Raw genomic sequence first — 23,784 nt, 5'->3', positions numbered from 1 at the left:
TTAATTATTTCCTTCAATTCTTTCTTTAAATATTTTCATAAGTCTTTTTTCGTACTCCTTAGCTACATCTCTTTTGCCGATTTTTATATATGTGTCATATAAATAATTCAGAATAACCGCATTTTCAGGGTCAATTTCAAGTCCTGTTTTCATTGATTTTACAACAGCTACATTATCATTTTTCTTAAAAAATACTTTTGACCAGTTTTCAACAATCTGCAGGGCACGCAACTTATCTTCATCGCTTATAAATGTAGATTTTCCATATTCTCCTGCATCTTGGAAATTATGTGACTCCATATATAAATTAAACAAGTCCCAACGAGCTTCAGGAAAGTTTATAGTATCGCCTGAAATAGGCTTAAGAATATTTTGGGCTGATTCATAATCTTTCAGAGAATAATGCGAACTAAATAATAAATTCAGTACTCTTTTATTTTGATTGTCTATTTCATTCGCTTGATTGAGATACCTAATTGCACTTTCGTAATTCTTATTTTGATAGTAATAACTACCAATTTTCAGGAAAATAACGACATTCTCATGGCTTTTATCAATACTTTTTGATATTTCAGTAATTTTACCGCTCAAACCAGCACTAAGATATGAATCAATTAATTGATTTGCCAAAGCAGTATTTTGAGGATTACTTTTGAATGAAGATTCATAAAACCTGACTTCATTCGAGTAATCTTTCAAATTGAAAAAGCTAATAAAAGCATATATACTGAGAACCACTAAAAATGCAATACCTGTCAATCTTCCGCTTTTAATTAATTTAAAACCTGTTAATAAGCTGCTTAAAATAATTACAATGGAAAATGCCGGAAGGTAAGCCATCGGAACCAAATAATCTGAAAGTGTTGAGTAAGTATTCTCAATATTCACAATACAAAATAGCAGAAATATGATAAAAGAAACCAACCCGAAGGTTAGCAAGCGAGATATATCGGTCTGTTTTTTGAACTTAGTAAAAATTATGACTAATACTGCTAAAATAAATCCGGCACCCACAATTGTCATTACACTATTAAATACAGGCAAAGTAGTGATACCATAAGGAATCAAAAATTTTGCAGGCAATTCGCCTGTTAATCGAAATAAATCCTGAATAATATAAATTCCGGAAATCGCAATCACACCGGATTCAGGCACTGCAATATTACCGGCACTTGTGAAATCCACATTTAAATAAAGCAGTAACCATATAATAACCAGGCTTATTATTGGCGATATTATAATGTTAAAATTTTCTTTAAATTCCTCTTTGTGAAATACCAACGAATAAAGAATAATAACTGCCCCGAATGAAAATCCTGCGAAATCCGAAAGTGCAGCAAATAGCACAAAAAGTCCGGAAATCCATATATATTTTGAACCTTCACGGTTAAAATATTTGAGAGCATAAATCAGTGCCAAAAGTCCTAAAACAGCTGCCAGCAAAATACTACGAGATGATATCTGAGCAAGGTTTCCGGCTATCAGAGGACTTACAGCAAATAACAAACTTCCGAAAAATGCAGACTCCCGATTATTTCCGATCAACAATATCACTCTGAAAATCAATATGCTGATAAATGTATGCAAAATTAAATTCAAAATATGATATGAATAAGTTGCAGATTGAGATATCAGGGCATTGATATAGTAGCTTATCATGGTAATGGGTTTGTATCCAGTTGATGCCGGATAATTTTTACCGAACTCGGAAAACATACCGGAAAAATCGCTTATTCGGGAATAATTATCAATGAGTATTAAGCTGTCATCAGAAGACGATACCTCAAAAGTCAGAATTTGGATATATAAAACTACCGTAATTATTGGAATTATCAACCAATAATTATCTGACATCTTTTTTAGAAATTCCATTAATTCTATTTATTACGGTTATAAAAATACTATACAATTTTTGTTTGTCAACGTATGTATTGAACATCTATTTCTGCTGAAATCGTTTTTTTTGTATTTCAATTAACAATTATAATATGAAATTAAAATTATTTCTCAAACGCTCAATTTTATCTAGTTTTGAAAAAAATGATTTATGTTATATTACTTTGAAATCAGGAAATTCCTTTTAAAATGTTTACTTTCTCGGCTTCACCTGCTACAATCATAGCATCTTTATCTTTAAGAATATAGTCCGGTTTAGGTAAGGCTTTTATAACAATTCCTTTATCAGTTTGACTCTTAATTGAAATTATATCAATTCCAAAATTACTTCTGACTTTCAGACCTGCAATCGTTCTGCCAACAAAATGCTCAGGAACCTGTATTTCAGCTATTACATATCCGGGCATAAAAGCAATATCATGCTCTTTGTTGATTCTTGAAATTTTGGAAGCAAGGTCAGTAGTATGCTCCATTTTATCCATTTCAATCTGGAGAATATCATTAACATCTTTGAGCCAAATTATACCAACTTGTTTGCTTGTATCAACAGAATCAACAACAGGTAATCCATCAATATTTCTTGCTCTGCAAAGTTCCATAACTTCATAACAAGAAGTATCTAAAGTGACTTTTGGTATAGCCTTGTCAGCTATATCTCCCGCAATTACAACATCACTTAAATGGTCTCTGTCAAGAAGAGTGTCTTTAAGAATATTTATCGAAATAATCCCTAAATATTTTCCCTTCATAGTATGCACTGAAATACAAGAATCAGCACCTGACAATAGCTTATTTGCAATTTCACTGAATTTAGCATTTTCCGGTAGAGCAATATAATTTTTACATATAATTTCACTTACAGGAATAGACTTGAGAATACTGTTTTCCCCAAAAGACTTAATCTGAATTTTATTCATTATCAATTTCAGGGTATAAACCGATTCACGAGATAACTTAGATGATAAAATCATACTAATACTTACCACTATCATCAGAGGAAGTATTGCTGAAGATTGCCTGGTTAGCTCGAAAACCATCAGAATGGCAGTGAGTGGAGCTCTTACTGTACCGGCAATAAGTCCGCCCATTGCAATAAATGCGTAAGAGCCGGAATCGAACGAAGTTGACGGATCAATAAAATTCATTGCCTCACCGAAAGCAAATCCTGTCATAGCTCCAACAAATAGTGCAGGCGAAAGCATACCGCCTGAGCCACCCGAACCGAGAGTTATTGACGTGGAAACAATTTTTATGAAAACCAATATCATGGCTGTAAGCCAGAAGAAATTATTATCGAGAGCAAGCGATATCGAATCATTGCCAACTCCGATAATCTGAGGATAAAATATCCCGATGGCGCCTATCATAAGCCCGCCAATTGCAGGCTTCATATATTCCGGTACTTTGACTTGCTCAGTAAAAAATCCTTCAAAGTAGTAAAGGGATTTTATCATCAAAAATGCAATTAAGCCACATAAAGCACCAAGTATAAAATAGTTAAATATTTCAAAACTGCTTGATAATACTATTGGAGAAGCGTTGAATTCTGCAAAATTCCCAATATAATGATGCGATATTACAGTTGCTATCACAGATGAAATGATAATTGGAAAGAGCTGAAATGCTGCATAATCCATCATAATTACTTCAATTGCAAACAATGCTCCGGCTATAGGCATATTGAAAGTCGCAGCTATACCTGCCGCAGCTCCGCATCCGACAAGTGTGCGAAGCCTTCGTGTCGGTACTCTGAAGAATTGCCCAACAGAAGAGCCTATTGAGGCGCCAATATGAACTATAGGACCTTCATATCCGACAGATCCTCCTGTGCCAATTGTTACTGCCGATGTGATAGATTTTCCAATAGCTACGACAGGTTTAATGATTCCGCCTTTGGTAAGAAGCGAGTGAATAACTTCTGTTACACCGTGACCTTTTGATGCAGGAACTACAAAATGTGCAAATGGTCCTACTATTATTCCACCAACTGTGGGAATTATTAGAAGCATATACCATGGAGTAGCCATTACTCTTTCAAGTATTGTACCTTCGCCGGAAAAAACCCAATCGCTTATAAATTCAATAAGATACTTTACACCCACTGAACCAAATCCCGCAACGATTCCTATCATGACAGCCATTAGAATCATATACATGAACTCTGTCATTTGTATCCGTTGAAGCAGGATTTCAGAGGCATGTGATAATTGCAGATATAAATATCTGTACCAAATCCTTATTCTGGAAAACATTTTGTAATTTGATAATAAAACATTGGGTAAAAATATATATTATTTTTTAATTGACAATATTTTTATCAAAAACATCTTAATTAAACCATTATATTTGTAAAATAATAAGTTCCATTTTTTGTAACAAATATCATAAGATAGCGTAATAATACTAAAAAGTTAATTTATTTTTTTAAGGAATGTTCTAATGATGAAGAATATCTACATAGCTGTAACAATTTTATTCTGCACATTTTTAAATTCATATTCGCAGAGCTCATTTACTACATACTACGAATTAATGGACTTGCAGGCAGGTTCGCCAGGTGCTTTCAAAAGCGGGCTTTACGGTTTTGATAACCCGGCACTTCTAAATTACAATCATTCGGATTTTGATTTATTACTTCTAGCAAATGATCGTGGTGGTGAATTATTTGATTTCAACAGAACCGCTGCTTTCTACAGTTCACGTGGATTTGGATTCGGGATATTGAATAATAAGTTCGGAGACCAGGGTTATACTGATTACAGAATTTCAAGTGGATTTGGTGACAGGATTTTCAGTATGGGATTTACTTATGGCTGGACATCAACAAGAGGTGGTATTGATCGTTCTTCAAATATGATGGCAGTTGGTGGCTTGTACAGACCTAATGCATACTTATCTATCGGTGGAAATTATTCATTTGCACTTGATAACAGTGATGATGAGCTAGTTGGAGAAGTCGGTATACGCCCTTTTGGAAATGAATTAATTACACTTTTTGCCGATGCCTCAAGATTGAAAGGGCAAGATTTTGAAGATGTAAACTGGAGTGCAGGCGTTATCGTCGAGCCACTTGCAGGGATTCGTATCAATGCCCGACATTTTGCAGCTATGGAAATGACCACAGTCGGTGTTAATATAAGTTCAGGACTGAATGGTTTACTTGGAATAAACGTAATGGATAAGGGCGGGAAATCTTTGTCAAATACCTACGGTATCAGAGTTGGTGGTATGGACAGGACAATGATTGAAGACGTCCTTTTAAGTAAATATTATGCAACTCTCGACCTGAGCTCAGGAGTAAAATATGTTAAAAATATGTGGTTTGACAATTCTCAAACTCTTCTGAATATTCTTACTGCGATTGATAAAGCCGGAAATGACAAATCTGCGATGGGTATTGTTATTAATGCCACGCAATTTTCTGCTTCCCGCTCTATAATGTGGGAAATCAGAAATAAACTTGACGAAGCGAAATCAAAAGGAAAGAAGATTATTATTTTTATCGAAAGAGCAAATATTGACCAGTATCATTTTGCTTCGGTTGCTGATGAAATAGTGCTCGACCCGCAAGGTGGAGTTACTCTCGAAGGATTTGCCATGGGCAGAAGTTTTTATAAGAATCTGCTTGAAAAAGCGGATATCGGTTACGAGGAGTTGAGATTCTACAAATACAAATCTGCTGCTGAAAGCTACTCAAGGGAGAATTTTTCTGCCGGTGACCGTGAACAGCGTCAGAGAATTGTTGATGAATGGTACGAGCTAGTAAAAAATGATGTTAGCAATTCACGGAAGTCAATTTCTGGCAATTTTGATAATCTTGTGAATGATGAACTTGGATATCTTGCCAAAGATGCCCTTGATAAAAAGCTGGTTGACAAATTAGACCGCTGGAATAATATTAAAAAATTCATGAAGAATTATGATAGAAATACCGGTGTAAGAAGCATTTACAATATTGATAAGTACCCTATGCCTTTTGATGATAAATGGGGCGATTCAGAAAAAAGAATTGCTGTAATCTATGCTGAAGGTGTATGCGCCTTGAATTCAGGTATAAATGCAAGACTTTTATCCGAGATATTAAGAAAAAATTACGAAAGTTCTTCAGTTTCAGCAATAGTTCTAAGGATAGATTCTCCGGGTGGCGATGCTATGGCTTCAGATTATATCTCAAGTGTAATCGCCGAGTATAAAGGAAAAAAGCCACTGATAGTATCACAAGGGCAGGTTGCAGCATCCGGTGGCTACTGGCTTTCTATGGAAGCTGACAAGATTTTTGCAGCACCGAATACAATTACCGGCTCAATAGGTGTGATTAGCAGTTGGTTCTATGATAAAGGATTGAAGGATTCACTCGGTATCACATATGATATTGTCAAAAAGGGGAAATATGCTGATTTGGGAGCTTCATATCAATTGCCGTTTATTCCGATCGGATTGCCACTTCGCAATTTCACAGAGGATGAGCGTAACCAAAGAGAAAAGCAAATCAGGGCATTGTATAATGAATTTGTAACAAAAGTAGCAGAGTCCCGCAAAATGACCTACGAAAAAGTTGACGAGCTTGGAGAAGGTCGAGTCTGGACAGGAACTGATGCCATCAAGAATGGGCTGATTGATGAAATTGGTACACTTTACGATGCTATTCAATTTGCAAAATCTGAAGCCGGAATTCCTAAAGATAAAAAAGTAAAGTTGCTTGAGTTTCCAACAGGAAATCTTTTTGATTTCACTTCTTTTTTAGGAAATATTTTCAGTGTAAATATTCCCAGAATTGATAGCAGTTTTGAAGAGCTGAAATTCTTACTTGAAAATAATGGCAACCCTATGCCCGTGATGTCAATAGATTACTTGGGATTGTAAGAATTTAATCCATGTTTAATACATAAAAGCGAAGTATCTGTTTTATTCGGGTACTTCGCATTTTTAAATTATCATTTTACTCTTTTTGGTTTTGATTCGATGGTCTTTTATTTGGATACTGCGATTCCGGCTCAGTATGACGCAAGGGAATTGTCATACTGAGCCAAAATATTATCTCAATTTTATTCAGTTTTCTTTCTTTTCCATTCTAAAAATATACCACCTGCAAGAAGCAATGCAAGCAAGATATTTGAAGCTATACTCAGCATTTTACCGGTTTCAAAGCCTTTTACTTCAAGTTTCATTTCAAGAATATGTTCACCCGACGGCACAATCACTGAGCGGAAAGCATAATTAGTCTTATAAATTTCGATTTCTTTGCCGTCGAGATATGCTTTCCATAGCGGATAATAAATTTCACTCAGCATCAGAAGGTTATTACCGGTAGCATTTATCTTCATTTTAATACTTTCATTCTTGCGTTCAATGAATTCAATCTTCGCTGCATCAGTGGTAGGTTCGACTGTCTGACCGGGTTCTTTCTCAAGATAAGCGACAAGACTTGGGTCAAAATTACCTTCTTTCATATTCTTAAGAATTTCCATAGGCTTTTCGACTTTGTAACTATCTACAAAAAATGCTCTTGGGAACATAGAAGGATTTTCATAAACAAACCAACCGTTTTGCTTGGATTGAAAAGCCGGAGTAGCACCCATATCCTGATTGGATATAATATACTTCACATTGAGTAGATTCCAAAGGAATGGATTAGTAACCTGATTTGTTGACCCTTGGTCTGCTACATCAAGCATATCCTGATATACGCGAAGTTTTGCAGGGTGATATCCTCCAATATTTTCCAGTCCGAAATATGCCGGCAAATTAGGAGAAATTCCTGCCATTGCAAAATCAGCAATTCTGTATGTTGATTTATCCTGTTCTAAAAATTCCACTACATCAGTTTTTCGCAGAGATTCTGATACAGTATCTGTTTTTGATAATTCAAGAGGTCTCCAGCCCTGCGTCCACAAGTCAATTATCAATATTAAAAGAATTACAGGAATATATACATTCAGGCTGATTTTATTTTTAAACAGCATCACAGTCATTATTCCAAAAATTAACAGAAACACACCCAAAAGTAGCCAGTCACCTATCATCACACCCCAAACAAAATCTGTCAAATCAGGAATTTGACTTGCAACACTCTTGAAAGTTTGATTTGCAGAATTTTGCATAGCTGATATATAGAATGATTTGAAAGCCACGGCATAGAATAGTCCTAATGCAAGAAAACCACCTGTCACACCAAGAATTGCCTGAATTGTTTTCTTCGTAAAGTTGCCTTCTTTCCATTCTTTTATTATTGATGACAATCCATACCCTGCAAGTACAGGGAAAGCGAACTGAACAATTGCAAGTGCCATACTTGGCGCCCTGAACTTATTGAATGAAGGCACATAATTGAAAAATAAATCATAAATTATTGGCAAATTATTACCAAATGATAAAAATAATATAAATATCGAGACAGCCAGAAGGGATTGAACAAAAACATCTTTACGGTTTCGGACAAATCCGTAAATTGCCAGAAACATAACCAAAATGCCCATATACGGGGGCACGTCTTCAAAAACCTTTTGGCCCCAGTAAGTCGGAACTTTGAACTCCTCTCCTCTTGTTGCAGGACCTTTATATGGCAATTTACCAAATCCATAGTAACTCGGAATAAAAAATGTCATTACTTCCTGCGGGCTGAATGACCACATAGTAGCATATTCGTAAGAATTGCCACCATGGTCGTCAACCTTTTCCCCGCCAGTATCTGTAATCGGTGCAGAGCCTCTGACAGAATAAGGAGTATATTCTTGAATTGCTAAATATCTGTCAGAAGAAAGTGAAAAAGCAATTCCTCCTGCAATAACTAAGGTGCCGATTACCTTGACTATACTCACAGGGTCATTTTTGGTTGCAAATCGGCTTATTAATTCAAACATCAAGTAAACTCCTATTGCCACACCACTGTAAAACATCATCTGAACGTGAGCCGACTCAAGGAGCAGATGAAGTGCTACAATCAGTAATACAGCCCAAATCAGTCTGAATTTTTCCACTAATTTTTCCATCAAAAGGAAAATAAACGGCAAAATAGCCATAGTGATTGGCTTTGTATTGTGCCCAATCATAACCCAGTGAATTATTCCTGTTGAGAATACTGCAGCAATAGCAGTAAAAAAAGCTACATAAGTTTGATGCTTTTTTGCACGCATCAGAAGAAACATACCAATTCCGAAAATAATATAGAATTGGATTACCCGAATTGAATCATTGCCAAAAATATTGCCCATTAATCTGGTATATCCAAAAAAGATTTCGGCGGTAAAATCCCAGAATCTGTCACCTGTTATAAGCAGTGATGAATATGATGGCATTCCACCAAAAATATAAGGCACCCAATGTGGAAATTCGCCTGATTGAGATGCATCTGCAAGATAATTCCGGAAACTTATAGATGCAAAATTATCTGATGCAGCAATTTCATAGCTGGTTACAACTCCACCAAAAAAAATAAATACCAGTAGTGCGATTAGTCCGATAAAAGTCCAATCCTGATATTTTTGGGGTATAAGTGTAAAATCAGTATTAAGAGGCAGTTTATTGCCAATTTGAGTTTTACTTGCTTTAAGCTTTGCCATATTTTAAATTCCAATTAATTTATATTTTCTGCTGAATAAAGTTATAATTAATTTCCTGATTTTAGGATTTTCTGGTTTACAAATTTAACTGTTTTTTTTCTAATAACATAGATAAAATCATTAATTATTTAGTAAATATTCAAAATTAATTCTAAAAAATATTAGCGATTATGTGGAAAACTTAAAAAATGTTTTGTAAATTATTGAAAAAGTGTTACTTTTGTAGTTCTGAAATTTTTGAAAGTAGAAAACTGAGGAAAAGATGTTAGCAGTAGTTGAAATAGCCGGAACACAATTTGAAGTCGAACCAAATGCGACTTATAATGTGCCCTTGCTGGAAGGCAATCCCGGCGATACTGTAGAATTTAATAATATTTTACTTTTTGAAAATGACGGCTCAACACAAGTTGGTGCCCCATATATCGAAGGTAACGTAAGTGCGAAAATTGTAGAGCACGGCAAAGGTGATAAAGTATTGGTATTTCATAAAAAGCGTAGAAAAGGATACCGTAAACTTAATGGTCATCGCCAGCATTACACAGCAATCGAAATAACAAATATTAGCATAAATAATTAGTACGGTGCGAAATGGCTCATAAGAAAGGTATGGGTTCGACCAAAAATGGTCGTGACTCCCAATCCAAACGCAGAGGCGTTAAGAAATTCGGCGGTGAAAGTGTTATTGCCGGTAATATAATTTTACGTCAGGTCGGTACGAAGTTCCATCCCGGAAATAATGTAGGGCTTGGCACAGACTATACGATATATTCACTAATTGACGGTGTTGTCAAATTCGAAAGAAAAGACAAAACCCGTAAGCAAATTTCTGTATATCCTATGAATTAATTTTTTATTTAAAGACCTCACTACTTGCAGAGTCGCCTCATTTGAGACGACTCTTTTTTTATTTCTGTCTTTGTCTTACAATTTCGTATAGAATAATTCCGCAACTAACTGAGGCATTGAGAGAATCAATCTTACCTAAAATTGGAATTTTTACAAGATTATCACAATGCTTTTGAAGCGAAGGCTTCATACCCTTGCCTTCATTGCCGATTACTATGACTGTCGGACGGTCATATATAGGTGCTGTGTATAGCTGACGAGCAGAAAGAGCAGTGCCTGTAATCCAGAAACCACTGTCTTTAAGTTTTTTAATTGCCTGAATCATATTGACTGTTTTGCAAAGCTTCAAATGGTTAATAGCACCTGCTGAAGATTTAACTGCAGCCGGCGTAACAGGCGAGGAATTTCGCTCCGGCAGTATGATACCCGCAACACCACTACATTCTGCTGTACGTGCAATTGCTCCAAGATTTCCGGGGTCATTTATTTCATCAAGCATAAGAATAACAGGGTTTTCCTCTTTGCCGAGAGCATCTTCGATCAGGTCATCAATATCAATATAATTGACAATACTCTTTTGAGCTATCACGCCTTGAGTTTTTGCAGAATCACCGAATAAATTATTTGCTAACGCAGAAAATTTTTGCTTGTCGTATTGTGTAACCGGTACCTTTGCTTTACGGGCAAGAAAAACAATCTGGTCTATCTGTCTTCCCTGAAGTCCAAAGGAATAATAAATTTTTTCAATATTTTCATCGGATTTTAATGCTTCTAAAATTGCATTACGCCCAAAAATATAAAATATGCTATCATCTTTCATAATTACAAACCATTCAATATAAAAAGAGCCGGCAATCATCTACCGGCTCAAAAATAAATATTATTGATTAATTATTCCTTTTTTGAAGCTTCGTCATCATCAAAGTCTTCGTCTTCATCTTCATCTTCATCCCACTCATCGTCTTCTTCATCCCATTCTTCAATTTCGTCAAATTCATCTTCATCTACAAACTCTTCATCTTCGTCAAAGATATCGAAATCTTCGTCCTCATTCTCATCGAAGAGGTCAGTATCAACAAGTTCTTTTTCTTCAAAAGGAACTTCATTTGTTGTAGTAAAGTCTTTTAACAGATCCATAACTTTATCACCTAAAATAGAATTAATAATTTGGTTATTTTCACGAATAATTTGTCTGAACTGATCCAACATAGCTTCGTCGTAACTTGGCATATTCTGGAAAGCAATTTGTATATAATTATCAATATCCTGCTCTTCTACTTCGATTTCTTCTTTTTGGATAATTTTATCTCTGATTAAAGCAAATTTTACACTTTTTGCAGCGTATTTTCTCAGGTCAGCTTTTTCAGATTCCGGTAAATCTTCAAAATTTATAGTCAGTTTTCTCTGTTTCTTCGTTTCCTCAAAAATAGCCTGTGCTCTTTCGAGAATAAAAACATCAGGGATTTTAATATCATTTGAATTAATCAGGAAATTGATAATATTATCTTCCAAAATATTTTTGGATTTATCATCCCAAGCTTTTTGTAAATCAAGCTCAAGAGCTGTTTTGAAATCCTCAAATGATGAATGCTGACCTTTTGTGAGTTCTGCAACTTTTTCATCATTAAGCTCAGCCGGAGTTATTTTCTCGATTTTTGTAATAACAAATATTATCGGCTCACTATCAGCCGGAGCTGCAGGGTTCTTCCACTCAATTGAATCTTCAACTTTTTTTCCAATAAACTTTTCTTTTAATTCAGGGTGATAATTCTTATCAAATAATGCAAGTTTATCATTTGGTATATTGTCTGATCCAACTTCAGGATTTTCTTTGAATTTAGAATATTCTTCAGGGCTTGTAACATAAACGTTGTGATTGATATCTGTTACTGTATCAACAATCTCAGTCGAGCCATTTATCATCGCCATACGGTTAATATAATCCTGAACCTCATCATCAGTTACAGCATGAACCGGCTCATCAACAGAAATATTTTTATAATCATTTAATTCAAATTCAGGAATTAACTGAAACTCTACTGAAAATTCTAAATCATCACCCTTGTTTTCAATTTCCGAAAGAATTGGCTGACTAACAATATTTGGTTTAACTTCTTCTAAAAATTCTTTGAATTTTGCGTCGGCAATTTTATTCTGTTCATCATGCTCAATAGACTTTCCGTACATTTTTTTTACCATGTTGAAAGGAACTTTACCAGGTCTGAAACCGGGCATATTCATTTTAGGTATTATTTCCTTAATGGCATTTTGGACAGCAATATCCATTTCACTTTTTGGTATAGTGAACGTTACTTTTTGTTCTGTATCAGTGATGTTTACAATGTTTCTACTCAAAATAAAAAATCCTTCAGGATATCAATTTAAAATGTACGGACGGAGAGACTCGAACTCTCACACCTCACGGTACTAGATCCTAAGTCTAGCGCGTCTGCCAATTCCGCCACGTCCGCATTTATAAGAACTACAAAAATATTAAGCAAAAAGGTAATAAAAAAATTATTTTTTACTTTTTGCCATATTTTTATCTAAATATATTCATTTATTTATGTTATGTCAAAATAAAAGGAGCTTCCGCTATTGCTAAAAGCCCCTTTATCTCGGTGTTGTATTTTATTGTTTAGAAGCTAATTTTCATACCCATATAAATTCCATCAGAATTTGTGCTCTGCTGTTTGCTATTAATAGTATACCACAATAGAGAATTTTCGTAACCTGCAATAAATCCAATTCCCGAACCAAATGGATTGAACTCAATACCAAGGGAATATCGAAACATATACTGACCAAAATCTGCAAATCCTACTGAACCCTGAACAAATGGAACAATATTATAGATTCCAATTTCTTTAACAGAATATTTTCCTGTAGGAGCAAACCAGCTCACTGCTCTTAATTGATTAATTAAGGCTGATTCGTCCTCAAGATTGCTAACCAATACAGAATATGGCTGAATACCAAATTCGATACCACCGCTTAAGTTACTTTCCCGACTAAAGGTGACACCAATGCTGAAATTACTTATTCTGCCATTTATATTTGAAAACGGACTACCTAATTCAGAGTCAAAGTTTGTCAATCCCTTTGCATAAACAGTCAAGCCCAAATCTTTAGAACCCAAAACATCATTAATTGATGGGGACAAAGCACCCATTGATACAGAGTTTGAAGCAACCAGATCAAATCGGGTTGGAATTTGAACAATTGATGATGATGATGCTAAAATAACATTGCTTTCTTCTGATCTGATTTCAGGCTGTAAATTGACAGAATTTGTACTAACAATTTTTTGGTCATTATCAATACTACTGTTTGCCAAAGAACTATTTGAAGAATAAACTGAAGTAATTACAGGTATCTTCGGTGTATTGTTTAAATTTGAAACGCTCTTCTCTGAATCTGATAAAAATGTACTAAGATCAGAAGGAGGAGGAATAATTTGATTTTGGAAAACAACTGATTTTGTGTCTGGTTTCGCTACAGATGCAATGTTTTCATCTGACGTTGAGTCATTAAACAATGTATATGCACCATAACTGCCTGCTAATAATAAAATAACAGGAACTGCTGCCTTTCTGAACATTGACATAAGCACCGGGCTTCGTCTGACAACACCAGTAGTGATTGCCGGAGGAGGAGGAGCATAGCCTAACTTATTGAAAAGCGAACTCACAGCTACAGCCGGTGGAGTGAAGGCTTCAGTATCATGCTTAATTGCCTCACGTACAGCAAGGTGCATTTTATGCTCATCCTGAAGTTCGGCTGAACTACTCAGAGCATCATACACACCGCTTTCTTTTGCAGGCTCAAGCTCTCCGTCCATGAGCTGAGTCAGTAGTTCCGATGCTGATTCGTTAGTAAATTCTTTCATTGTAATTCAATTTATAATTTAATTTATTTTCTAATCCAATTCTTGCATATAAGGTTCAAGTATTTCCTTTATTTTCTGTTTTGCACGATAAATTCTTACTTTAACATTTGATAAGGGTTGCCCGGTTATCTCTGCTATTTCATTATAAGTCATACCATTATATTCACGGAGAATAAAAGGCTCCTTATATTCATCAGGAAGGACCTCAAGAGCGTCTTTGATAAGGTCAAGCAGTTCGGACTTTTCAGATACATTTTCGCTACCGAAATCGGGAGCCATATAATCTTCATAACTAACAGCTTGCTTTTCTCTTTTTTTGAAGTTCACACATAAGTTGCGAGCTATTCTAAGTAGAAATGCCGGTAAATTTGTCATTTCTCTATCTTTGCTCGCACTTTGGTGGAATCTTAAAAAAGTTTCCTGGAATATATCTTGAGCTTCTTCTGTATTGCCAATGAACCGTTTACAATATGCATATATCCTTGGTGAATGTCTGGAAAACAACTCCGAAAATGCCCGCTCTGCCGTATGCTTGTCATCGCATAGCATATAGAAAAGTTCGGTATCGCTATATTCTTCAAAACGTTGTCCCATAAATCAATTTACCAATTCAATTACAAACAATAACACATTAAATTTTAATTTGTTACAAAAATAATTTTCCACAGCATTTTTTTTAAATAAAGTATTGTTTAAGCTTTATTAACGCATTAGAAACATAATTTATTGAAGTAAGTGCAATCAATTGCCTTGCCAACTTAATAAGGATACTTACGAATAATTTGTGTTTAATCAGACAGTATATAAATTACTTTTTCTTAAGGCTAAAAATATCAAGACGTCTATCTTTCAGATTTCTGACACTTCCGAATTTATTCAATTCACGAAGTAAATCTAAATCAACATCAGCAATTAAAATCATTTCTGTATTTGGCGTAGCTTCAGCTTTTATGCCATTTGACGGGAAAGCAAAGTCACAAGGTGTCAACACCATAGACTGGGCAAACTGAATGTCCATATTGTGTACATTCGGGAGATTTCCGACACTGCCTGCTATAGCAACATAGCATTCATTTTCGATAGCGCGGGCTTGAGCGCAATGCCTGACGCGGGAATAGCCGTTTTGAGTGTCAGTTAGAAATGGCACAAATAATATATCCATACCATCATCAGCAAGAATTCTTGATAATTCCGGGAATTCGGAATCGTAGCAAATCAAAATGCCAATTTTTCCGCAATCGGTATCAAATGTTTTGAGCTGATTACCGCCCTGCATACCCCAGACTTTTGCTTCATCCGGTGTTACGTGCAGCTTCTCATAGCGTTCGACTGTCCCGTCCCTCTTGCAGAGATATCCTGCATTGAACAGGTGGTCTCCCACAATCTCTGGCATACTTCCGGTTATGATATTGATATTGTACGAGATAGATAATTCAGAAAATTTATCTGCTATGCTATTTGTGTGTTTTGCGAGCTCTCTTATTGCTTCCGGTTCTGACAAATGATTATTCTCAGCCATCAAAGGAGCATTGAAAAATTCAGGAAAAAGAGCAAAATCACATCGGTAGCCTGATACTGCATCCACAAAATACTCTGCTTGTTGCATCAGCTCATCCAAATTTTTATATGAGCGCATCTGCCACTGAATTAGACCAAGTCTTACAACACGCTTCGGAGTAACTGCTTTTTGAGAGATTTTCTCATAGTAAAGGTTGTCCCATTCCAATAATACAGCATACTCATTTGATGCTTTATCACCTTCGAGATAGCCTTTTAGTACTTTTGAAGGATGGAAATCATTTGAAATTTGGAAACTCAGCACAGGGTCAAATAAGTTTTTGCGTTTTACCCTGTCAATATATTCTTTAGGGCTTAATTCGTGTGAATATTTATGGTAATCCGGCAACCTGCCACCTAATGCGATACCTTTTAAATTGAGTTTTTCGCAAAGTTCTTTACGATAATCATAGAGACGTCGCCCAAGTCTTAACCCACGATATTCAGGCTTGATGAAAACATCAATGCCATAAAGCACATCACCGTTGTTAGTATGAGTATTGAAGGTATAATTACCGGTTATTTCTTTATAAGTATGATGATTCTGGAACTCATTATAATCAACTATAATTGAGAGAGCAACCCCTGCTAATTGATTATTAATTTTAATTACAACCTGCCCCTCCTGAAAAATCTCCGTAAGTTTTTTGATATGATGCTCTTTCCAGTATGAATTAGGCATTGTAGTGTAAGAGTCAATCATTACATCTTTAAGTTCTTCATAGTCTTTCAACTGGAGATAACTAAGTTCAATGTTTTCTATATCTTGTAAAATCATATATTTTTTAATTTAATTTATATTTACTTTTTCTATTCTATTTCAATATGAATATCCGCTGATTTCACTCCATGAGTAAGCGCTCCAATTGACACTGCATTAATACCTGTTTTGACATATTCCGGCAAAGTATTCAGATTAATACCCCCGGAGGATTCGATAAAAATATTGATACCATTTTGGGAATTTCTGATTAATTTCACTGCTTCAAAAGTAGTTTCAGGGCTCATATTATCCAAAAGGAATCCGTCCACGCCTATAAGCAATGCTTCTTCAATTTGCATAAAATCCTCGACTTCCAGTTCAATCGGTAGCCCTTTATTAAGTTTTTTGATATTATTTAACGCATTTGATATTGAGCCTGAAGCCGCAATGTGATTATCCTTAATTAATATTCCGGAAGACAGGTCAAGACGGTGATTATATCCACCTCCAACAGCTACTGCGTACTTCTCGAAAAGGCGCAGTCCGGGAGTAGTCTTTCTCGTATCCAGGATTTTTACATTGTAAGGTTTTGCAATCTGCACATATTCATTCGTCAAGGTAGCAATAGCTGAAAGTCTTTGAATGAGATTAAGAATAATTCGTTCCTTTGTAAGAATTTCAGAGGCATTGCCTTCAATTTCAGCGATTATTGAACCCTTATGAAGCTTTGCTCCGTCGCAAATTTTCATACTTACTAATGAATTATCTCCAAAGAATGCCGGTACAATCTGCTCACCTGCAAAACATATTTCAGCCTGAGACTCTATATAAGCTTTGCATCGAGCATCTTTGGGTATAGTTCCTAAACTTGTGAAATCTCCTGATGGAGAATCTTCTATTAAAAAATCTTCAATTTTTGATTTAATATATTTTTCAGGGAGCTTAGTGAATCTGGGGTATTCTATCATAATATTTATTTACTTAATTCCAACATTCTTTCAAGAGGCACTAATGCTTTTTCAATCAAATCTTTACGCATGTGAATCTGCGGCTCGAGATTTTCAAGTGCATTAATCATTTTTTCAATAGTATTCAGTCTCATGTGCGGACATTCATTGCAGGCACAACCACCAATACTGCCAACAGGTATAAATTCTTTTTCCGGAGCGGCTTTTTTCATTTGATGTATAACACCGGGTTCGGTCAAAATTATAAACTGACGAGCAGGATTCATGACTGCTTCATTTATAATATTGGTTGTAGAACCGATAAAATCTGCATATGCAAGAATATTTTCAGGACATTCGGGATGAGCAAGTACCGTTGCTTCTGGATATTTATTCATAAGATTAATTACTTCAGTCTCTGAAAATATTTCATGAACCTGACAAGAACCATCCCAAATAATCATATCGCGACCGGTCTTCTTGGCAATATACCTTCCTAAATATTTATCCGGTGCAAAGCAAATCGGAGTATCTTTCGGTATTGAGGCTATAATTTTTTCAGCATTGGAAGAAGTACAAATCAAATCGGACATGGCTTTTACTTCGGCTGTGCAATTGATATAAGAAACCACTGTATGCTCTTTGTGCTCATCAACCCATCGCCGGAACTTGTCAGCAGGTGCTGAATCTGCAAGAGAGCAACCCGCATCCATATCAGGCACTATAACAATTTTATCAGGATTGAGTATTTTTGCAGTTTCTGCCATGAAATGCACACCGCAAAAGAGTATAACATCAGCTTTAGTTACCTTCGCAGCTTGAGCAAGAGCGAGAGAATCACCCATAAAATCTGCAACATCTTGAATTGTAGGGTCTTGATAATAGTGAGCAAGTATAACCGCATTACGCTCTTTTTTTAATCTAATTAACTTATCTGTCAGTTTTTCCATCTAAATCTCGAATTTAATATTTATAGTAAATCGTTGCAATAAGTTAAATATTGTTATTTTTTATTATCAATATTTAGATTAAATAGATTTTTTTTTGTAGTTTTGAATTTATAATTTCCCCAAAAAAATGAACTTTATTTATGCCAAGAAAAGTTGACAATATTGAGCTTGACGATAACAATCCGGAATTTAACTATGCTGTTGATTTAGTCAGAAGTTCCGGAGGTATAGTTTACCTTACAGGTAAAGCCGGCTCAGGTAAAACTACTTTTTTGAAGTATATTCGAGAGGCAAGCGGCAAACAAACAGTCGTTCTTGCGCCCACAGGTGTGGCTGCTCTTAATGCCGGTGGACAAACAATTCACTCTTTTTTCAGGATTGCACCAAGCATCTATCTTCCGGATGATTACAGACTCAGAGCTGAAGCAAAACCAGACGATGATAACCAGAGCACTATTTTTGATAATTTCAAATACCGACGTCCACATAAAAAATTAATTAAGAATATGGAACTTCTCATAATTGATGAAGTATCAATGGTTCGTTGCGATTTACTTGATGTTGTGGACAGACTTCTGCGTGTTTTTCGTGAGAAAGAAGACAAACCATTCGGCGGCGTACAAGTACTATTAATTGGTGATGCTTTCCAACTCCCACCTATAGCGCAGGGTGATCATTGGAATTTACTAAAAACACATTACGAAACCCCTTTCTTTTTTAGCAGTAAAGTTCTGACTGAATACAAGCCCAAATACATTGAACTCAAAAAAATATATCGCCAAAAAGACCAATTATTTATAGACTTACTTAATAAAATAAGAACAAATCAAGTCACAGATGAGGATATGCAGCTTCTGAACAGCAGATTTTTACCTGCTATTGTAAAAAATGAAAATCTTAATTATGTTATAATTGCTACTCATAATAATCTGGTGGATGCAACAAATAAAAGAAAACTTTTAGAGCTTGAGACAGATGAAGTTCGATATGAAGCCGAAATTACAGGTGATTTCCCTGATTCTATGCTACCAACAGATAAGTTCCTGAATCTTAAAGTCGGGGCGCAGATTATGTTTATTAAAAACGATGCAGAAAAGAGGTTTTTCAATGGAAAAATTGCTAAAATCAAAAAGCTCGAGAAAGATAGAATTATTGTTGAACAAGAGGTAGGAAGCAATATCGAAGTAAAAAGATTTATATGGCATAATATTCATTATAAATGGAACGAAATAAGTAAGAAAATCGAAGAAACAATTATGGGTGAATTCTGCCAGTTCCCGGTAAAGCTTGCCTGGTCTGTTACAGTTCATAAATGCCAGGGCTTAACGTTTGATAATGTTATTGCAGATATTGGTCAATCATTTTCACCCGGGCAGGTTTATGTTGCTCTAAGTCGCTGCACAAGCCTCGAAGGACTTGTCCTAAAAACAAAAATCAACAGGTCTGCCATCAAAACCGACCCGAATGTAATTAAATTTACAGAATTAGAAGATAAATATGAAAATGATTTCCAATTTATACTAAAATAAACTATTTATTTATTACAACTATTAAATTGCTTTTTCGTTTGGTCGTTTGATATATTCATATTACTTCAGGTACATTATTCTTTATAAAGATTTTGCAATTTGAATAATGTCCTGTCCCTTAATTCGGCAAGTGTAGATGAGCTAAGCATATTGTATGTATCATCTCTGAGCTTTCCCCATTCGTCATGTAAAGGGCAAGGAGCTGAGAGTCCGCAACCCTTAAATCCAAGAACGCAACGATGAAAAATTTCTAGACCATCAATTGCAGCTACAATATCAATCAACTTGATATGTTCTGCAGGTTTACCAAGATAGAACCCACCGCTGTTTCCTTTTTTGGAGCCGACAATTTCGGATGAAGTTAGTGTTTGAAGAATTTTTGACACAAATTCTTTGGGAACATCTACCTCTTTAGCGATTTCACCCGCATTAAACATTTTGCCTGCCTCTGCAGATGATAAAAATAAAACAGCTTGAAGCGCTATTTCGCATCTTTTTGAAAATATTACTGTCATAATATAAAATTAGTTTTTAACATATATAAATATTTATATTACAAAAGTAATATTTTTTTTGGAAATAAGGAAGAAAAGTCTTATTTTTGAATCAGACTTTTTATTCTTATTTTAAAAAGAAATTATGATTAGAGAAATAATTCAAATTGATGAAGATTTATGCGACGGATGCGGAGACTGTATTCCAGCTTGTCATGAAGGCGCATTACAGATTATTGATGGTAAATGCCGCTTGGTTAGCAGTCTTTTCTGTGATGGTTTGGGTGCATGTTTAGGACATTGCGATAAAGGAGCACTAAAAATAGTTATGGCTGATGTTGATGAATATGATGAAGTAGAAGTTATTAAAACAATGCTTAACAAACCACAGTCAGTTCTTAAAGCTCATTTAAGTCATCTGATTGACCATGGTGCAACTGAATATTTCAACAAGGCAGTAGAATATTTAAGTTCAATTGGCATTAGTATAAATATAAACCAAAACACTGCACCGGCTCAGTCTGCAGGCGGATGTCCGGGATCTGCTATGAAAGAATTAAAACAGTATTCACCTGCAAAAAACGAGAAAGATAATCATGAATCAATGCTTGAGCACTGGCCCGTTCAGTTGCATTTGGTAAGTCCATTTTCTCCGTTTCTAAAGGGAAAAGAGCTTGTTATTCTCTCAACCTGTTCGCCTGTTGCATATCCAAATATTCAAAATGATTATATTGCCGGGAAGGCAGTTGTGCTGGCTTGTCCTAAACTGGATTATACCGAGCCCTATCCTAAGAAACTTGAAGATATTTTCAGAAATGCCGGCACTCAAAAAGCTACAATTGTCAGAATGGAAGTCCCTTGTTGTGGCGGTCTAAGTGCAATGACTACAAAAGCAGCAGCAAATTCAAGTATAAACGGACTTGAAGTATGTGAGCATACAATAAGCACTAATGGCAAAAGAATCAGCGAAAAAATAATTTTTATAAATAATACCAATTAAGGTGATGAAATGTTAGAATCAAACAAAAAAGTAAATTTGCATAATGATATTGAATATCAAACCGGCTCTGTTGTTAGCAGTGCCTTTCTTAAGAAACCATCAGGGAATATCACATTCTTTGCATTCGATAAAGGAGAGCAGTTAAGTCCACATTCAGCTCCATTCGATGCACTTGTTCATGTGATTGAAGGTCAGGCTGAAATTATGATAGGAGAGGATTTTCATAGCTTAAATTCAGGCGAAATAATCATTATGCCGGCAGGCATAACGCACGCTGTGAAAGCAACTGAAAAATTCAAGATGATGCTCGTAATGCTGAAATCTTAAATTTACTGAAATGGACAAATTAATCTGTACAAGGTTTCTAAATGACATATAAATTCCTCCGATGTCTTCAATTCATCGGAGGAATTTGAATATATGTAAATCAAACTTAATCTTCAAGACTGCCGACTAATTTTTCAACTTCGTCAAGGATTTTTCCTGATTTTACAAGGGCAGCCATTGTATTATGGTCATTAAAGAGCGGGCGGTCAATATCAAGGAAATCCACATGCTCGCGGATAACTTCCCAAGCACGAGTAACACCATCACCTTTTTTAAATTCTCTGAAATCAAGTGCCTGTGCCGCAGCCATAAATTCAATTCCAAGAATTCCGTAGGCATTGTCAAGTATCTGCTGATTTTTTAAAGCAGTATTCATACCCATTGAAACAAAATCCTCCTGGTCAGCGGCTGCCGGAATTGACTGAATTGATGCCGGATTCGATAATATTCTCTGCTCAACAATAAGCATATCGGCTGTATATTGGCTAAGCATCAAACCGGAGAACATTCCTGCACCTTTTGTCAGAAATGCCGGAAGCCCAACACTCAAAGCAGGATTAAGCAAACGATTCAAACGTCTTTCAGAAAGTACACATACCATTGTCAGAGATGCACCTGCCATATCCATTGGCAATGAAACCGGAGTACCCTGGAAGTTTGCACCCGTAAGAGTAATGTTTTCATCGGGCAGAAATATTGGGTTGTCACCTACACCGTTTAATTCGATTTCTACCTGAGTTCTTGCATATTTGCAGGCATCATGTGCAGCACCTATTACTTGAGGAGTTGAACGCATAGAATACGCATCCTGAACTTTTGTCTTCATTTTTCCTGTGAGCAGGTCACTACCTTCAAAACATTTTTTAATTGCTTTTGCCGAACGAACAGCACCTGAAAATCCACGCAATTCGTGCAATCTTCTGTCATAAGGTTTCATATTTGCAAGTAATGCTTCCAAAGACATAGCGGCAGCGATTTCAGCTTGTTTAATGAGTCGGTTGTAGTCATAGAGCTGAATTGCAGACATTGCAGTCAATAAATTCGAGCCATTGATAGATGCAAGACCATCACGTGCCTGAAGTCCGGGAATTGGTATGCCGGCTTTTTCAAATGCAACTTTTGTGGGCATTCTTTCGCCCTGATAGAATGACTCACCTTCGCCCATAAGAGAGAGAGCCATTTGTGACATAGGTGCTAAGTCTCCGCAAGCTCCCACCGAACCTTTCTGACAAACAACGGGAGTTACTCCTTTGTTTAGCATTTCGGAAAGAGTGAGTGTGATTTCAGGGCGACAACCGGAATTTCCGTGAGCATGGACATTAATTCTTCCGGTAATTGCGCCGCGGACAAATTCCTCACGCGTCGGCTCACCAATACCTGCTGCATGATTATAAATAAGATATTTTTGGAACTCTTTTATTTGCTCGTCATTCAGAACTATTTCCGAAAATTCACCGATGCCTGTATTAACACCATACATAATTTCACGTTTTTCGATTTTATCTTCAAGTAAAACGCGGCATTTTTTTATACGTTCAATAGAATCAGCACTTACTTCTACTTTTTCATTGTTTCTTGCAATCATGACTAATTTTTCGATAGTCAATCCGGCACCATTTAATTTGATTGCCATATTTTTAATCCTTATTTTTAACGAATTTACAATTTGTAAAAATACAAAATTACAAAATTTTAACGAATTTAAATTATTTTTGTGACAATTCTTTACAAAATTCGATTGCTATTTTTGATTATATTTATTTAAATTTCATTTTAACCCGTTTTATTTTCTAAATTGTGATTTCAAAATATTGTTAATCAGGAAAAAATATACTTTTTTTTGATAATTTCGAGTTACTATTCAACTTTTCAAATAATAACAGCTTGAAGCAAAAGTTAAATGATTTAACTGATATTTCCAATATGATTATTTGTATAGAAATTATTGATATAAGAGGCAAAACGATTGAAATCATTTTTGCAGTTTTCTAACTAAATCAATGAAATTAACAAAAATTATCATAAAAATTCTTAAATTAAAAATCTTTTTAGTAAATTTGAATTTATTTTAAATGTAATTACTATAA

18 protein-coding genes and 1 tRNA gene are annotated in these 23,784 nt (G+C 35.4%); 6 read left to right on the top strand and 13 right to left on the bottom strand.

The window, feature by feature from the left end; translation table 11 throughout:
* Together KF896_10070 and KF896_10065 are read right to left on the bottom strand one after the other, a co-directional pair.
* Entirely contained in the window at positions 1 to 1,872 is a 1,872-nt protein-coding gene (locus KF896_10070; GenBank protein MBX3044048.1) for a hypothetical protein, read from the bottom strand.
* A gap of 194 nt (positions 1,873 to 2,066) precedes the next feature.
* Positions 2,067 to 4,064 (bottom strand): chloride channel protein, encoded by a 1,998-nt coding sequence (locus tag KF896_10065; GenBank protein ID MBX3044047.1) that lies wholly within the window; start codon positions 4,062 to 4,064, stop codon positions 2,067 to 2,069.
* A 271-nt stretch (positions 4,065 to 4,335) separates the two neighbouring features.
* On the opposite strand from KF896_10065, the gene sppA reads away from it, so the two are divergent.
* Entirely contained in the window at positions 4,336 to 6,759 is a 2,424-nt protein-coding gene (gene sppA / locus KF896_10060) for a signal peptide peptidase SppA (GenBank protein ID MBX3044046.1), read from the top strand.
* A 182-nt stretch (positions 6,760 to 6,941) separates the two neighbouring features.
* On the opposite strand, the gene KF896_10055 is transcribed toward sppA, so the two are convergent.
* Positions 6,942 to 9,455, bottom strand: coding sequence for a YfhO family protein (locus tag KF896_10055; GenBank protein ID MBX3044045.1), 2,514 nt, complete (start codon positions 9,453 to 9,455; stop codon positions 6,942 to 6,944).
* Positions 9,456 to 9,717: 262 nt separating this feature from the next.
* On the opposite strand from KF896_10055, the gene rplU reads away from it, so the two are divergent.
* Both rplU and rpmA read left to right on the top strand, forming a co-directional pair.
* On the top strand, positions 9,718 to 10,032 hold the full coding sequence (rplU, locus tag KF896_10050) for a 50S ribosomal protein L21 (GenBank protein ID MBX3044044.1): 315 nt from the start codon (positions 9,718 to 9,720) through the stop codon (positions 10,030 to 10,032).
* Between the two features lie 11 nt (positions 10,033 to 10,043).
* Complete coding sequence (gene rpmA / locus KF896_10045) at positions 10,044 to 10,301, top strand: 50S ribosomal protein L27 (protein ID MBX3044043.1); 258 nt, start codon at positions 10,044 to 10,046, stop codon at positions 10,299 to 10,301.
* A gap of 58 nt (positions 10,302 to 10,359) precedes the next feature.
* Here the strand turns inward: rpmA and rlmB are convergent, their stop codons facing one another.
* The 8 genes from rlmB to nadA form a co-directional block, all read right to left on the bottom strand.
* Positions 10,360 to 11,121, bottom strand: a complete 762-nt coding sequence (gene rlmB / locus KF896_10040) for a 23S rRNA (guanosine(2251)-2'-O)-methyltransferase RlmB (GenBank protein ID MBX3044042.1) — start codon at positions 11,119 to 11,121, stop codon at positions 10,360 to 10,362.
* A gap of 71 nt (positions 11,122 to 11,192) precedes the next feature.
* Complete coding sequence (gene tig, locus KF896_10035) at positions 11,193 to 12,656, bottom strand: trigger factor (protein MBX3044041.1); 1,464 nt, start codon at positions 12,654 to 12,656, stop codon at positions 11,193 to 11,195.
* A gap of 34 nt (positions 12,657 to 12,690) precedes the next feature.
* Positions 12,691 to 12,772: transfer RNA gene (locus KF896_10030), tRNA-Leu, on the bottom strand.
* 167 nt (positions 12,773 to 12,939) lie between these two features.
* A complete protein-coding gene (locus KF896_10025; protein MBX3044040.1) occupies positions 12,940 to 14,190 on the bottom strand; it encodes a hypothetical protein in 1,251 nt (416 codons plus the stop codon).
* Between the two features lie 30 nt (positions 14,191 to 14,220).
* Positions 14,221 to 14,784 carry an RNA polymerase sigma factor gene (locus tag KF896_10020; protein ID MBX3044039.1) on the bottom strand — a complete coding sequence of 188 codons (564 nt, stop codon included), beginning with the start codon at positions 14,782 to 14,784 and terminating at the stop codon, positions 14,221 to 14,223.
* Positions 14,785 to 14,998: 214 nt separating this feature from the next.
* Entirely contained in the window at positions 14,999 to 16,525 is a 1,527-nt protein-coding gene (locus KF896_10015; GenBank protein MBX3044038.1) for a GNAT family N-acetyltransferase, read from the bottom strand.
* 32 nt (positions 16,526 to 16,557) lie between these two features.
* Positions 16,558 to 17,418: a carboxylating nicotinate-nucleotide diphosphorylase gene (gene nadC / locus KF896_10010; protein MBX3044037.1), complete on the bottom strand. Its 861-nt coding sequence runs from the start codon at positions 17,416 to 17,418 to the stop codon at positions 16,558 to 16,560.
* 5 nt (positions 17,419 to 17,423) lie between these two features.
* Entirely contained in the window at positions 17,424 to 18,347 is a 924-nt protein-coding gene (gene nadA / locus KF896_10005; protein MBX3044036.1) for a quinolinate synthase NadA, read from the bottom strand.
* Between the two features lie 140 nt (positions 18,348 to 18,487).
* Here nadA and KF896_10000 point away from each other — a divergent pair, with 140 nt between their 5' ends.
* Positions 18,488 to 19,876, top strand: a complete 1,389-nt coding sequence (locus tag KF896_10000; protein ID MBX3044035.1) for an AAA family ATPase — start codon at positions 18,488 to 18,490, stop codon at positions 19,874 to 19,876.
* 74 nt (positions 19,877 to 19,950) lie between these two features.
* Here the strand turns inward: KF896_10000 and KF896_09995 are convergent, their stop codons facing one another.
* Entirely contained in the window at positions 19,951 to 20,391 is a 441-nt protein-coding gene (locus KF896_09995) for an Rrf2 family transcriptional regulator (protein MBX3044034.1), read from the bottom strand.
* 124 nt (positions 20,392 to 20,515) lie between these two features.
* On the opposite strand from KF896_09995, the gene KF896_09990 reads away from it, so the two are divergent.
* Positions 20,516 to 21,370 carry a 4Fe-4S binding protein gene (locus tag KF896_09990; protein ID MBX3044033.1) on the top strand — a complete coding sequence of 285 codons (855 nt, stop codon included), beginning with the start codon at positions 20,516 to 20,518 and terminating at the stop codon, positions 21,368 to 21,370.
* Positions 21,371 to 21,379: 9 nt separating this feature from the next.
* The gene (locus KF896_09985; protein ID MBX3044032.1) at positions 21,380 to 21,697 is read left to right on the top strand and encodes a cupin domain-containing protein; all 318 of its coding nucleotides are present in this window, start codon (positions 21,380 to 21,382) and stop codon (positions 21,695 to 21,697) included.
* 106 nt (positions 21,698 to 21,803) lie between these two features.
* Here KF896_09985 and KF896_09980 read toward each other — a convergent pair whose 3' ends face one another.
* Positions 21,804 to 23,330, bottom strand: a complete 1,527-nt coding sequence (locus KF896_09980; protein MBX3044031.1) for an aromatic amino acid lyase — start codon at positions 23,328 to 23,330, stop codon at positions 21,804 to 21,806.
* Positions 23,331 to 23,784: the final 454 nt, after the last annotated feature.

The sequence above is a fragment of the Ignavibacteriota bacterium genome, from assembly GCA_019637995.1.
Taxonomy (GTDB): domain Bacteria; phylum Bacteroidota; class Ignavibacteria; order Kapaibacteriales; family UBA2268; genus JANJTB01.
Note: the sequence above shows the minus strand (reverse complement) of the source record. Positions and strands in the feature narration are given on the sequence as shown.